Raw genomic sequence first — 14492 nt, 5'->3', positions numbered from 1 at the left:
GTTTTCCAATAAATAATTATCACAAATGTAAATATATTAACTTAAAGGTATTTATATCCAATTTACCTAATCACGATGCGTTCGAACCACTTTGTTCATCTGGACTTCCCGTGGAGTCATTAAAAACTTGCAGTCGCTCCTCAATATCTCCGCTGGTCCGTAAGGCGAAGCACTTTCGCGCTTCTTCTTTGGCGGCCGATGCTGTTGTGTTCAGCACTCTGTGCTTCACACGTAACAGGGATTGTGGAGACATACTCAAGTGGCGAATGCCAAGCTCCAACCAAAGCGGAATGGCGCGTTCGTCCCCTGCCATCTCTCCGCACACACTGACATCAATTCCAGCCGTATGAGCCGCATCTGCTGTCGCACGAAGCATCCGCAGAACAGCCGGATGATAGGGGTGATACATATGAGCGATCTGCTCATTCATTCGATCTACTGCCAGTACATATTGAACCAGGTCGTTCGTACCAATACTGAAGAAATCAGCTTCCTCTGCGAGCAGATCAGCAATCATCACCGCTGCAGGAACTTCAATCATAATCCCCACCTGAATGTGAGGGTCGTATGATAATCCGCGCTCGTCCAGATCGGACATCGCCTCACGGAGAATCTCATTGGCCTGCTGAAGTTCTTCCACCGAAGAGATCATCGGGTACATGATTTTGACATTTCCGGCAGCGCTGGCACGCAGAATGGCTGTAAGCTGTGTTTTGAACAGATCCTTGCGGTCCAGACTAATCCGAATGGCACGGTATCCCAGAAACGGATTGTCTTCCTCCGGCAGTTCAAAGTAATCGAGTTGCTTGTCACCACCGATATCCAGTGTACGAATAACAACAGATTGTCCTGCTGTTTTCTCCGCCACAAGGCGGTACACCTCATACTGTTCTTGCTCACCCGGGAACGTAGCACGGTCCATATACAAGAATTCTGTTCGGAACAAGCCCACACCTTTGGCTCCTTGTTTCAAAGCAAGGTCCAATTCCTTCACCGAACTGATATTGGAAGCCAAGTGCAAAACGGCCCCATCTTTGGTTACGGCATCCACGGTAGCAAGGACTTGAAGTTGTTCCTTTTTCTTCAGTTGTTTGCTGCGAAGCATGGTATACCGTTCAATCGTCTTGCGATCCGGGTCCGTAAATACCAAGCCATTGTCACCATCCACCACAAGCATATCCCCTGTCTCTACCGGCATGCCAAGACTCGCTTCCAGACCGGAAACGAGAGGAATGCCAAGGGCACGAGCCATAATCGCGGAATGTGATGTTTTCCCGCCAATCAAGGTTACAATACCTAGTACATGGGTGGGATTCAGATGCGCCAGTTGAGATGGCGACAGTTCTTTGGCAACGAGTACATACGGCTGGGTATCCGAAGGAAGTGTAATCTCCGGTGCACCGAGCAAATGCTTGAGCAGACGGTTCCCCACATCCTTGATGTCAATGGCCCGCTCCTTCATATACTCGTCTTCCAGCAAGTCAAACATCGTGACAAAATGGTCTATGGCTTCTTTGACCGCCACTTCTGCTGCCTTATATTGACGCTCAATAATACCGCGAATTTCGTTCATGAATACCGGATCTTCCAGGATTGCCAGATGTGCATCAAAGATACTGGACTCTTCTGGACCAACAACTTCCTTGAACTCATTTTTGATATATTCGATCTCATCCTTAGATGTCCGTATGCCCTCATACAGCCGTTCGAACTCTTGGGCGAGATCCACCGAATCCATCTTCTGATCCGGCAGATCCCATTCCCAACTGGGCAGGACAAATGCTTTGCCGATGGCTATGCCTGCAGCTCCGTTGATGCCTTGTATCTTCATTCTACCCCTCCAACGTTCCTGTCATAGAGCACCACGGACATAACGGATGCCTGACCTTTCTTAACTTGCTTAAATGGAGCAAAACTCCATGATTTTACACGATCTGGATTCGTAATTACCATTGGTGTTGTTAGTGACGCCGCTTGCTCGCGGAGTACTGCCAGATCAAACTTGATCAACAACTGCCCTGGCTCCACCGTATCGCCCTCCTGAACAAAAGCTTCAAAATGGCCTTTCAACTGAGAGGTATCGATGCCGATATGCAGTAACACTTCAAGCCCCTCACGGGTAGAAATACCCAAGGCATGCATGGTCGGGTATAAGTGCATAATCGTTCCGTACACGGGTGAGACCAGCTCTCCCTTTTCCGGAACAAAGGCTACACCATCACCGACAAGCTTGGCTGCAAAGATCTGATCCGGCACCTCTTCAATCGGGAGCATTTTGCCCTGAACGGGGGCACAGAACAGAACCTGTTGCAGGTCTCTTTCCAGCAGCTTCGCGATTTCTTCCCGAATCAATTCCGAGTAGGTACCGAATACCACCTGTACGTTACCGCCACCCAGCTTGATCAGTCCAGCAGACCCCATACTCTTCATGGCACCCGTGTCGATCAGGCGGTCATCATGCACAGTCAGGCGAAGACGTGTAATACAAGCTTCAACCTGTACAATGTTACTCTTCCCACCTAACGCTTCGAGGATTAAAGGTGCCTGATAAGGAATGTTACCTACCCAATCTTCCAGCATGGAGCCCTCTTCACGTCCTGGTGTTGGAATCTTGAACGTACGAATCGCCCATCGGAACAGAAAGTAGTAAACCAGCCCATATAGTATGCCAATCGGAATGAGCTTCCAAGCATTCTCCGATAGATGGAAATTGAGTATGTAATCAATAATACCTGCGGAGTAAGAAAATCCATGCCGGATATCAAGCCAGTAACTAATCCACATGGCAACGCCCGACATCACTGCATGCACGATGAACAGATAAGGTGCCGCGAACAAAAAAGCAAACTCAATCTGTTCCGATACCCCGGTTAGAAAACAAACGAGTGCCGATGTCAGAAAAGTTTTCTTGATTTTTGGTTTCAGATCTTCCCTGGCTTCCTGAATAATAGCAAAGGCTATTGCCGGAATGGCAAACATCATGATGGGAAACAAACCCGCCATAAAGAATCCTGCTGTTGGATCACCTGCAAAAAATCGGGGCAAATCCCCTTGCACAATGTTACCATCAGGCGTTTCAAACGTCCCTAACTGGAACCAAAACACATTGTTAAGCAGGTGATGAAGCCCGAAAGCGACCAGCACCCTGTATAACACCCCGTAAATGAACAGGCCAAACCCCCCGAGACTGTATTCCCAAGTAGCAATGCCGTTCAATCCATGCTGTAGGATCGGAGCGAGCCACAACATAAAACAGGAGAACAATGCCGAACAGAGTCCGACGATGAGCAAAACAAACCTTGAACCTCCAAAAAATTGTAAAATTTCAGGCAGTTTAATGCTTTTAAACCGATTATGCATCCCACCGGCAAGCGCGCCGAGTATGATTCCGATTAAGGAAGCGGGCTGAACGGTGCCATCCCCAAAGTTCCGAGTCACCTGATCATATATCACGATACCAGCCAGAGCAGCAAGTCCCGCTTGTCCGGCCTGGTTGGAGAGTCCCAGTGCTACACCGACAGCGAACAAATACGGTAAGAAATAAAAAATACCGTGTCCGGCCACGGTAGACACTTCACCGACAATATCCAATCCCCAGGCGTCCCAAGGCAGACTGCCAACACTGAGCAAAATTGCGGCGGCGGGCAGGACCATTGTAGGCAGCATTACCGCTCGTCCGAGCTGCTGCAAGGATCCGAGCCAATTCATGGCGACCTCTCCTTTCTATCCTAGATGGTAAGCTTTACGCAACGTTTTGTCAAAGCAAAACAGTAACCAATTGGTAATTAATAACGGCAAAAATAGAACAGAAAAAATCCCGTCAACTTCAAGTTAACGGGATTCAACCTATGTTCATTCAATTGGGTCAGATCAGGAGATCATCCGATCACAGGTGAACAAGCCTCTCAGCCGCGTCCAGCGCCGCGCAGAACGATGGAATCCTCTACCTTGATACAACGATTAGTTACCGCTGTCATGCCGTTCTCAGCAGCAATCTGGACCGCTTCATCACTATGGATGCCAAGCTGCAACCATAGAACATTTGCTTTGATGGCAGCGGCGTCACGAGCGACATCCGCGCAGAACTCATCGCGACGAAACACATTGACAATGTCTACCGGCTCTGGAATATCCGCGAGTGTAGCATATACCGTCTCTCCCAGGATTTCACCTTGCACCTGTGGGTTAACCGGGATGATGCGATAACCTCTGCTCTGCATGGCTTCTGCCACCATATAGGAAGTGCGATCCGATTTGTCTGATAAACCGACGACTGCGATGTTGCCTGCCTTGCGCAAAAGTTGTCCAATTTCTTCACGAGTAGGGTTGTTAAATTCCATGTTCAAGCACCATCCTTTTCTGATTAAAGTGCGTGTTCAAAAAACAGGTTTTCAGTTATTTACTCTTTTACCCATTGAACCGAGGCACCAAGCGCCTGCAAATGATCGAAATATTGCGGATAAGACTTGGCTACATGGTGTGCATCCCGAATACGAAGCGGCTCCTTGGAACGCAGACCAACAACAGTGAGCGCCATAATTACGCGATGATCGTAGTGAGCGTTAATCTCAACACCGCCTTCAACGCCTTCCGGACGTCCGTGTACGATAATCTCAGCTTGACGCTCTTCAACGTTCGCTCCTGCCTTCCGCAGTTCGTTCAGGTAATCGGTGATTCGGTCACATTCCTTGTAACGCAGGTTCTCTACATTATAAAACCGTGACGTTCCTTCCGCAAACACAGCTGCGGCTACCATAGCCAAAACGGCGTCCGTCGCGGCATCCCCGTCGAATTCGATCGCTTTCAGTCTGCCATTACCTTGAACGTGTACAACATCGTTCTCATGTGTCAATGGCACTTCCATCATACGCAGCACGTCAACGATGGCACGTTCACCCTGTTTGCTCTGCTCCATCAGGCGCAGAATTTTCACATCAGACTGTGTAACCGCTGCTGCGGCAAGAACGGCTGCCGAGCCCGGGTAGTCCCCTTGAACCGTGTAGGTCGTCGGCTGGTAAGCCTGTCCACCTGGTACACGGAAGGACATGTAATCATCACTTGCATGGATAACGATGCCTGCCTGCTCCAGCACTTCCAGCGTCTGTCCGATAACCACCTTGGACTTCAGGTCATTCAGTACTTCGATGGTGCTGTCTTCTGCAAGCAACGGCGTAACAAACAACAAGGCGCTTAGATATTGGGAGCTGACGGAGCCGGATACACGAATGTGTCCACCCTTGGCATTGCCACCTTTGATTGTAATCGGCAAACGTCCTTGTTCGTGCTGTACTTCTACACCCAGTTGGCCCAGCGCATCGATCAGGTCATCATGTGGACGTTTGCCCAAAGAATCCGGGTACGTATTCACAAAAGTAACTTCAGGGCAGAGCGCTGTAACACCCATCAGGAAACGAAGTACAGCACCTGCATTTCCTACATTCAATTCACGCACATCACGTGGATGACTGCCAAAGCCCTGGATCACAATCTTGCTGTCGTCTTCTTCAAGCACTGCCCCAAGATCACGAATACATCTGCGCATGGCGTCACTGTCTTCACTGTGTGCCGGGAAATGAATGGTACTTGTGCCTTCTGCCAGCGCAGCAGCCAGCAAATAGCGGGTAGTGTAGTTTTTGGAGGACAGAGCCCCGATTTCCCCGTTCAAAGTTGGGGTTGGTTTAACAATAACGTCCATGGATGAAATTCTCCTTCATTGATTATATTGTGGCCAAATTGACATTCCGTGCATCGCTTGGGTATCATTATAGCGTTAAGTCCATACAGAAAAGAGGACCTGAATATGACACAAATAGCTGAAATTGAAACGTCTGAGCTGCGCCGCCGTTTACAGGCAGGAGAGGAGCTGCAGATGATAGACGTCCGCGAGGACGATGAAGTCGCGCAAGGCATGATCGAAGGAGCCAAGCATATTCCGCTTGGACAGATTCCGGACCGACTGTCTGAGATTGAGAAGTCAGGCGAGATCGTGATCATCTGCCGTAGCGGATACCGCAGTGAGCGTGCCTGTGAATATCTGCAGCAACTGGGATATGAAGGCTGTACAAACATGGTCGGCGGTATGCTTCAGTGGCAACAGGAAGACTAGAGAACCCCGGAGGGGAGCGAAGTCATTTGTAACCTTGTGACCTCTGCTCTGCTCCACTTCTAGAAACGGGCCAATATGGCCCGTTTTGTTATATCTGCCACCATCTTTCATCCATCAAACTTCGATGATAACAAGCTTAGACGCGGTAATGCGCTAAAATTAAACGAGTCACTTCAGCAGCGGATAACTCGGTTGTATCCACCGTATAATGTGCGAACCGATATGCGTCTTTCCGTTCTTCCATAATTGCCTGAATGCGTTCCTCTGCATTGCCTGCGAGGAGTGGACGATTGTCACAGCCACTAACACGCTCTACAATCACTGCCGGATCAGCAGTCAAGGCAACAACCCAACCATTTTTCAACATCACGTCACAATTATCCGAACGCAGCACCACGCCACCTCCGGTCGCTATGACCTGTGACTTCTTCTCCAGCATCGAGCATAACATGCGGCTCTCGGCATCACGGAAATACGTCTCTCCCTTGCCAGTGAACAGTTCCGGAATCGTACAGCCTTCCTCTTTTTCCACCGCGGCGTCTACATCAATCAATCGATAACCAAGCTCGCGTGCAAGCATATCAGCGACGGTTGATTTGCCGGTTCCCATCATACCAATGAGAATAATATTGTTAGACTTGCTCAAGGTGTACACTCCTTTAATTCAAGCAATTCGTGAGCACTTTTGTCCTATCATAACACAGCCCTGCGGACTGGGAAAGACCATCTCCTAACCGACTTCCTTTCGACCATCTGCAAGTACTTCCAAGACAGATCAAGTAACTCCCGGCATCTAAGCCTACGTCAGATTACCCTCAAGCAGTTATGAGCCCCCAAACGTCTCAATCAGTAACCATCCCAGCAAACTAACGAGAACCGGCTCATTTTGCCAAAATAGAGTGTCTCATGTTCATTATGTCTAGAACCAGCTACATATCTTCTCCATCAACATTATTACTGTATAACACAGTAAAAAAAGAGGCCCAGCGTTAACCGGCAATCACCGGAACACCAAACCTCTTTTGAGCCCCTTAGCAGGCCAAAGCTCCTGCTTAAGGGCACTTTGGCCAAATCTAATAGACTTGTATAGGTGGTACTACTCCATCCAGTTGTGGTGGAAGCTGCCTTCTTTGTCCACACGTTTGAACGTGTGAGCACCGAAGTAGTCACGTTGAGCTTGCAGCAAGTTTGCTGGCAGACGCTCTGTACGGTAGCTGTCGTAGTAAGAAAGAGCGCTGGAGAAGCCAGGTACCGGAACACCTTGTTTTACAGCAGCCGCTACAACTTCACGCCATGCCCCTTGATAAGACTCAACGATGTTTTGGAAGTAAGGATCCAAGAGCAAGTTTTTCAGAGCTGCGTCTTTATCATAAGCTTCCTTGATGTTTTGCAGGAATTGCGAACGGATGATGCAGCCACCACGGAAGATCATGGCAATGTTGCCGTATTTCAGATCCCAGCCATACTCGTCGGAAGCTGCACGCATTTGTGCAAATCCTTGTGCGTAGGATACGATTTTACTTGCGAAGAGGGCTTTACGCACGCTCTCGATGAACGCTTTTTTGTCGCCGGAGAACGCTTCAGTCGCTGGTCCACTCAGGATTTTGCTAGCTGCTACACGCTCGTCCTTCATGGCAGACAGGAAACGGGAGAATACGGATTCTGTAATCATGGACAATGGTACGCCGAGATCCAGCGCGCTTTGGCTTGTCCATTTACCTGTTCCTTTTTGTCCAGCCGCGTCCAGAATGACGTCAACCATTGGTTTGCCCGTTTCTGGATCGTATTTGGAGAAGATATCTGCCGTGATTTCGATCAGGTAGCTGTCCAGCTCCCCTTGATTCCATTCCGTAAAGATTGCATGAAGCTCTTCAACGGAAACGTTCAGTACGGATTTAAGCAAGTGGTACGCTTCACCAATCAACTGCATGTCTCCGTACTCGATACCGTTATGCACCATTTTCACATAGTGTCCGGCACCGTCTGGTCCAATATATGTACAACATGGATCGTCACCGACTTTGGCCGAGATCGCCGTCAGGATCGGTTCAACCAGTTTATAAGCACTTTCCTGTCCACCTGGCATGATGGAAGGGCCTTTCAGTGCGCCTTCTTCACCACCGGATACACCTGTACCGATGAAACGAATGCCTTTGTCTTCCAACTCTTTGCTGCGACGTTGCGTGTCAGGGAAGTATGCGTTCCCTCCATCAATGATGATGTCGCCCTCATCCAGGTGAGGAAGCAGTTGTTCAATGGTAGCGTCGGTCGCTTTGCCGGCTTGTACCATGATCAAAATTTTGCGCGGGGATTCCAGGGATGCTACGAACTCTTCAATGGAGAATGAGCCTGTCAGGTTTTTACCTTCAGCTTCTTTCAGAAGATCATTGGTTTTCTCCGGGGAACGGTTATATACCGATACTGAGAAACCTTTGCTTTCAATGTTAAGGGCCAAATTTTTGCCCATGACAGCCAGGCCAATTACGCCAATTTGTTGTTTTGTCATCTGGTCCTCCATCCTTTGCTCCAATTAATTTTATTGAAATAAATTCTCAACAATACTCCCATTTTAACGGTTTTATGTATAGAAGTGAACCCCGTGGCACAGCTACGCAACGAGAAAACACCCCAATCTGCTGAGGTGTTCATCGTATTTTCATAAATACGGACTTATCTTGTCACCCTTCCAACATTAACAGATGTCCAGACAACTGTTTTAAGACTTCACGGCAAGCATTTGCTTTTTCGATATTATCCATCTGCATGGCCGTGTAGAGGCGCTCCAGTTCATCGTCCACTTCCATGCGCAACAACATGAGCCTTTCCTCGCCTTCACGCGAGAGGAACATTTCTTCCATCTCTTCCGCCGTCGGCGCAGGTTCCTTTTGAAAAATGACACGCTGTTTGAATCCGGACACTTCCACGAGCCGAATGACTTCACCGAACAAAATGTTCTCCACGGTCATCTGCTGATCCTTAAACCGCTTCACAACCGCATGCCCGCGTGTATCTCCAATCAGCTTCTCCAGCCACTCTGCAAGCTTTGCATCCTTAATGATATAATCTCCAGTCATCTTGTAGTTCCCCGTGCGTGTCTGTTGAAAGCGGAGCTTTACCAGCTTGCGGCCGGTCCGGACTGACAGAATAAAAAAGGATTCGTCCTCGCTCCAATATAGTGAATATCCCTCACGAATAAGGTCTCTGATCAAATTTTGGATATGCCGACGGTTGAACCGCAGCTCCAGATTGCAATATTCAACTTCATAACTCTTATTCACGGCACTCCCTCCATCTGTACCGGATCAACTCCGGCCCTCGTCTTCAATCGCTTCTACTCAATCGGCTTACCCTATTTTATACTTCATTTTATGTAAGGGTACTTGGTTATTTGACTATTTTTCACCGAAAGGACCGCAGGATTGCAGCTTTCCGCAGACGCACAGGGGCAAGCCCCCGATTATCATGATATAATGGACGCGAAAAAGGGAGCTCCACAACCAAGACGGTTGGTGGAACTCCCTTTTCTTTTGCTTATTTGGCCGGAGCGGTGCGAAACGGATTGCGGGATAACACAAAGTGCACAACGGCAAGTCCTGCCATGACGATGGCACTGCCAATGAATGGGGCCGGATGGCTCACATGGTCCCACAGCAGCCCGGAAACAATAGGGCCGACAACCATGCCTGATCCCTGCAATGTAAGGAAAAATCCCCAGATCGCTCCCCGCTCTCCTTTCGGAATCAGTGTGGCTACAAAAGCATTCCAGGCGGGCAAAATCATGGCATAACTGATGCCCACCAGCATCACAACACCAAACACCACCGGAATGGATGTTATGGAGGAGAATGCGAACAGACTCGCAGCCGCCATCAAAAAACCAACGTTCAGGAACGGTTTCGTGCCAAACCTGTCTACCATTTTACCTACAGGCAGTAAGGCAATAACGGTTATTCCACCTCCCGCAATCAGCAACAAGCTGTAAAGATTTGGTGAGATGTGCAGATCTGTGCGTGTATATAGCGTGATTACTGGACTGAGCAGCCCAATGACAAACGACTGCATAAACAAGGCAGGATACACGAGTGGATTAACATTAAGTGTGCTGCGAACCCGTTGCAGTGTGCCCTTCACACTCTTTTGCAGCCGGATGAACGGCGTGAGCAGATTCGGTTTGGCTGGATATTTCCCATCACTATTCTTCACTGCTTGCTCGGTATGCTCTCCTTCAACAATGACACGTCCAGGAAGAATCATAGCCACCAGAATAACAAGAATGGCACAACCCATCAGCACGAGGAATATAGTTCGATAATCATGATGCGTGCGCTCCAGCAGCCAGTTCATGCCTATAGGTCCAAGCCCCGTTCCGCCGAGAGCAGCCATCTCCAGCGCCCCCATCGCTGTACCATTCTTGTTCTGTGGGCCTGACATCGCAGTCACCCCTGTCATGGCGCAAGGCCAGAGTGGTGACGTACCAATGCCAAGAATGAGACAGGCCATGGCCAGTCCAAAGGCACTTTTGAGAAAAAGGATCATAATAACAGCGATTAAGGTACAGATTAGAGCTGTAACCATCGTTGCGCGGAACCCGATCCGTTCTGCTGCCCAGCCGGAAGGCGCCCGGAACAGATTATCTCCCAGATATTGAAGAGCAAATGCCACACCAATGACGCCTGCAGACAGACCCAGTATATTGTCCATGTACACGGGCAAAACAGCTACCAACAGGGCTCCTTTGATAATTTCAACTAGAAAAAGTGTCAGCCACATCGCGATAAAAAATGGTGATCTCAAAATTTTGGCTGGTTTTGTATCGGTTTGCATTCTTTTTCCCCTTTCGGTGTTCATTTGCCTATTCCCTATCCTTAGTGTAACCGTGGGGAATGTGCCCAAATCTCGGCAATTTAAAAAATTGTCGATTATACTGTTGCATTCGGTTCTTAATTTGCTATACTCATCTTTGTTTACCAATTTTATTAGGAAGGGTTGTGACAGCACTGATGAATCACCACCGTACGCCGCTGTTTACCGCTTTAAAAAATCATGCGGCACTCAATCCGGTACAGTTTCATATTCCGGGCCATAAAAAAGGATTGGGAGCGGATACCGAATTCCGTGAATTTATTGGCGATAATGCCTTCTCCATAGATTTGATTAACATCGCACCGTTGGATGACCTGCATCAGCCAACCGGTGTCATTCAGGAAGCACAGATTTTGGCAGCAGATGCCTTCGGAGCCGATTATACCTATTTTAGTGTACAAGGCACAAGCAGTGCCATTATGACCATGATTCTGTCTGTATGTTCACCGGGTGACAAAATTATTGTGCCCCGTAATGTGCATAAATCGGTTTTGTCCGCCATTATTTTCTCAGGCGCCAAACCCGTATTTGTTTCTCCTTCTCAAGATGCCAATCTGGGCATTGACCACGGAGTGACCACACAGTCTATCCGTCGCGCACTTGAGCGTCATCCAGATGCCAAGGCATTACTTGTAATTAACCCGACCTATTACGGCGTGGTTACCGATCTTAAAGAGATTGTTGAGCTGGCACACAGCTACCAAGTCCCTGTACTTGTTGATGAAGCACACGGTGTACTCATTCATTTCCATGAGGATCTGCCGTTGTCTGCGATGGCAGCAGGTGCCGATATGGCTGCAACCAGTGTTCACAAGCTTGGTGGCTCCATGACACAGAGTTCCGTACTCAACTTGAATACGAAGAATGGGTTCGTGAATCCACAGCGTGTACAGACGATCCTGAGTCTGCTCACCTCAACATCAACTTCATACATTTTGCTTGCTTCACTCGATACATCAAGACGCAACCTGGCACTCCACGGTCGTGAAATTGCACAGAAGGCGATTGAACTAGCTGAGTTTGCCAGACGTTCGATTAACGATATGGATGGCCTGTATTGCTTCGGTAGAGAGCTTCTGGGTACAGAAGCGACCTTCAACTATGATCCAACCAAAGTAACGATCCATGTTCGCCATCTGGGCATTACAGGGTATGAGACAGAGAACTGGCTGCGTGAACATTACAACATCGAGGTTGAACTTAGTGATATGTACAATATTCTGTGTCTCATCACGCCAGGAGATACGGATGACAGTGTCGATATCTTGCTGAACGCTTTGCAGGATCTCTCCCGTACCTATTATCAAGTGAACCCAGCCCATGAACTGGTAGTAAAAGTTCCGGATATTCCACAGTTGATGCTGACTCCACGTGATGCATTCTACGGTGATACCGAAGTGATTCCGTTTAAGGAATCCGCAGGACGTATTATCTCGGAATTCATCTATGTCTATCCGCCAGGAATTCCAATCCTGTTACCGGGTGAGGTTATCACCCAGGAAAATATCGACTACATCATCGATCATGTCGAAGTTGGATTACCCGTCAAAGGACCCGAAGATCGCAGCGTAACCAACGTTAAAGTGATCGTGGAAGCCGATGCCATTTTCTAAAACAACTCCCTTGCGCTGTGCAGGGTATAAACTTAAAGGACCAAGCCCTAGCTTGGTCCTTTTTTATTTTATGAGACAAGCGAGTTTGCATTTTCCCGTCTATTTCGTCGTTCAAACCGGTGGTGTACATGCTCGTATACCTCTTAAAAAACAAACAAAAGGCCCCCTGAGATCAAGGAGCCTTCATGTTATGTTCCAAAAGAATGACTATTCTTGTGATGCAACGAGTTCGTTGTAAGCCGCTTCAACGCGGTTCCACTCTTCTTCGTCTTCAATATTGTAGAGCACCATTTCCTCGTCTTCTTCTTCCATACGCAGGATGATGCCGTCAGCTTCAGGATTGTTACGTTCCAGCAGGAGCGCATAAACATGCTTCTCCACGTCAAACGTCTCCACCAAAACCATCTCCACGTCTTGGCCGTTCTCGTCTGTTAATGTGAGAAGGACTTCTTCATGCTCGTGGTCGTGGTCGTGGTCTTGCCCGCATCCGCAGCCATCGCCGTGTTCATGTGTGTGATCGCTCATTGAAATACCTCGCTTTATAAATAGAAATTGTGTAACCTTGCATATCGTAACATGTTCAATGACCCAGGTCAATTTAACTCACAGGGTAATTTTCGCTTCAATCGTTCAGCGCTGTAATGATTTTCTCCGCTACCAGGACGTAGCTGCTGTTTGCATTTTCTTTAATATGAAAGCCGACCTGATACTTGCCGGCACGACTGAAATCGTACGTAAAATCATATGTGCGGAACCAGAAGTTATCCTTCTGGGTCGTGAGCTCCTGGGACTGGATATCCTTCACCTGACCGCTCGGGTTAGTGATTGTTACTTTCACGGCAGCTACATCTGCTGTCAGGCTGTCCACTTGTGAAAATACATTGAATTTCAGCTTACCTACGTTAACGTTGCCAAATACAGTGTCTCCCTTGAAGAGAAAAATATGTACATTCGGTTTGATCACCGTTACTCTCTTGTTACTGCTGTCCCATTTGACGACGCCTCCGGCTTCTCTTACAGGTACATAGGTCGTTCCATCAATGAGATAACCTCCATCAGCTGCTTCCTTGCCGTTAATGAGAACACGAATCTTCTCGTTCACCGAATCTGCAAACAATAAAGACCCGCCGAGCAAGGAGAATACCGTGACACAAAGCAATATTCGTTTCCATTTCATCCCGTCAATATTCCCTCCCCTGCTGCTAGCTGTTGTACATTTATACTGCAGATTCATCCACAAAGTTGCGCTGTTTTTCATCATTTTTCATTTTTTATCCAGAATTTTTTCCACCCCTTGGAATGCACAAAAAGAGGCGATCCTCATTAAAGGATGCCCCTGATCTATAATTGTTATATATACGGGATTATACGAAGAGTTATGAAGAAGTATGGCGGGTCAATATACAGGGAACGCCCTTGCCTAAAGCCCCTTCAATTCTCATACGTGCAGCATAATCCATGCCTCGCGTACATGGTGTCTTACATCTCTCACATACATCCGAAGTGACCAACTTCATGGATACACGAATTTTGTCACTCTTTAATGCGGGAGTTTTCTTGCCCTTTGCTTTTGCCATCCCGGATTCCCCATTTCCCCAAGTGCTTACTGATGTAATGCATCATATGGGGATTCGCCCGGTTGTGTGTCTATTTAAAAAACGTATTTAAATAATAAAAATATGACCAGGAGGATGCCTCCGAGAATGAGCCAGTTGCTGATTTCATACCAAATACCCTTGCCTCCGGACAGGTATTTCTGTTCATTCTCCTGATGACGCTGACGGTGTGTATCCGTCTCAGAGCCATGGGGTGGTTTGCTAAAATCCATCATAAGTACATCCCCTTTCAGCAGTTTTGTGTAATCTTACTACCATTATAACCCATAATTGAGTATGAGTTTGATTTTTCTG

At 47.9% G+C, this 14492-nt stretch carries 13 protein-coding genes; 2 read left to right on the top strand and 11 right to left on the bottom strand.

Annotation, left to right across the window (positions count from 1 at the left end):
* Positions 1-70: 70 nt before the first annotated feature.
* The 4 genes from ptsP to aroA all read right to left on the bottom strand — a co-directional run bounded on the left by ptsP (position 71) and on the right by aroA (position 5695).
* Positions 71-1831 (bottom strand): phosphoenolpyruvate--protein phosphotransferase, encoded by a 1761-nt coding sequence (gene ptsP / locus QF049_RS01935; protein ID WP_036614699.1) that lies wholly within the window; start codon positions 1829-1831, stop codon positions 71-73.
* Positions 1828-3708 carry a glucose PTS transporter subunit IIA gene (locus tag QF049_RS01930; protein WP_036674872.1) on the bottom strand — a complete coding sequence of 627 codons (1881 nt, stop codon included), beginning with the start codon at positions 3706-3708 and terminating at the stop codon, positions 1828-1830. The genes ptsP and QF049_RS01930 overlap by 4 nt, the downstream gene beginning before the upstream one ends.
* Before the next feature lie 197 nt (positions 3709-3905).
* A complete protein-coding gene (locus QF049_RS01925; RefSeq protein ID WP_091014241.1) occupies positions 3906-4340 on the bottom strand; it encodes a CoA-binding protein in 435 nt (144 codons plus the stop codon).
* 59 nt (positions 4341-4399) lie between these two features.
* Positions 4400-5695, bottom strand: coding sequence for a 3-phosphoshikimate 1-carboxyvinyltransferase (gene aroA / locus QF049_RS01920; RefSeq protein ID WP_145151207.1), 1296 nt, complete (start codon positions 5693-5695; stop codon positions 4400-4402).
* Between the two features lie 105 nt (positions 5696-5800).
* Here aroA and QF049_RS01915 point away from each other — a divergent pair, with 105 nt between their 5' ends.
* The gene (locus tag QF049_RS01915) at positions 5801-6106 is read left to right on the top strand and encodes a rhodanese-like domain-containing protein (protein ID WP_307534436.1); all 306 of its coding nucleotides are present in this window, start codon (positions 5801-5803) and stop codon (positions 6104-6106) included.
* A 136-nt stretch (positions 6107-6242) separates the two neighbouring features.
* Here the strand turns inward: QF049_RS01915 and QF049_RS01910 are convergent, their stop codons facing one another.
* The 4 genes from QF049_RS01910 to QF049_RS01895 all read right to left on the bottom strand — a co-directional run bounded on the left by QF049_RS01910 (position 6243) and on the right by QF049_RS01895 (position 10930).
* Positions 6243-6752, bottom strand: coding sequence for a shikimate kinase (locus QF049_RS01910; RefSeq protein ID WP_223868845.1), 510 nt, complete (start codon positions 6750-6752; stop codon positions 6243-6245).
* 450 nt (positions 6753-7202) lie between these two features.
* Positions 7203-8612, bottom strand: a complete 1410-nt coding sequence (gene gndA, locus QF049_RS01905; protein ID WP_124116071.1) for an NADP-dependent phosphogluconate dehydrogenase — start codon at positions 8610-8612, stop codon at positions 7203-7205.
* 172 nt (positions 8613-8784) lie between these two features.
* Positions 8785-9384 carry a hypothetical protein gene (locus QF049_RS01900; protein ID WP_076211433.1) on the bottom strand — a complete coding sequence of 200 codons (600 nt, stop codon included), beginning with the start codon at positions 9382-9384 and terminating at the stop codon, positions 8785-8787.
* A gap of 253 nt (positions 9385-9637) precedes the next feature.
* Positions 9638-10930, bottom strand: a complete 1293-nt coding sequence (locus QF049_RS01895; protein WP_150364999.1) for an MFS transporter — start codon at positions 10928-10930, stop codon at positions 9638-9640.
* A gap of 176 nt (positions 10931-11106) precedes the next feature.
* Here QF049_RS01895 and QF049_RS01890 point away from each other — a divergent pair, with 176 nt between their 5' ends.
* A complete protein-coding gene (locus QF049_RS01890; RefSeq protein ID WP_047844430.1) occupies positions 11107-12582 on the top strand; it encodes an aminotransferase class I/II-fold pyridoxal phosphate-dependent enzyme in 1476 nt (491 codons plus the stop codon).
* Between the two features lie 207 nt (positions 12583-12789).
* On the opposite strand, the gene QF049_RS01885 is transcribed toward QF049_RS01890, so the two are convergent.
* The 3 genes from QF049_RS01885 to QF049_RS01875 all read right to left on the bottom strand — a co-directional run bounded on the left by QF049_RS01885 (position 12790) and on the right by QF049_RS01875 (position 14413).
* The gene (locus tag QF049_RS01885; protein ID WP_036614722.1) at positions 12790-13107 is read right to left on the bottom strand and encodes a DUF1292 domain-containing protein; all 318 of its coding nucleotides are present in this window, start codon (positions 13105-13107) and stop codon (positions 12790-12792) included.
* A 97-nt stretch (positions 13108-13204) separates the two neighbouring features.
* Positions 13205-13759: a stalk domain-containing protein gene (locus QF049_RS01880; protein ID WP_036614723.1), complete on the bottom strand. Its 555-nt coding sequence runs from the start codon at positions 13757-13759 to the stop codon at positions 13205-13207.
* Between the two features lie 474 nt (positions 13760-14233).
* Positions 14234-14413 carry a hypothetical protein gene (locus QF049_RS01875; RefSeq protein WP_036614724.1) on the bottom strand — a complete coding sequence of 60 codons (180 nt, stop codon included), beginning with the start codon at positions 14411-14413 and terminating at the stop codon, positions 14234-14236.
* Positions 14414-14492: the final 79 nt, after the last annotated feature.

It is taken from the genome of Paenibacillus sp. W4I10 (genome assembly GCF_030816325.1).
Classification (GTDB): Bacteria; Bacillota; Bacilli; order Paenibacillales; family Paenibacillaceae; genus Paenibacillus; species Paenibacillus amylolyticus_B.
The sequence above is the reverse complement of the archived record's forward strand: the minus strand, read 5'-3'. Positions and strand labels throughout refer to the sequence as shown.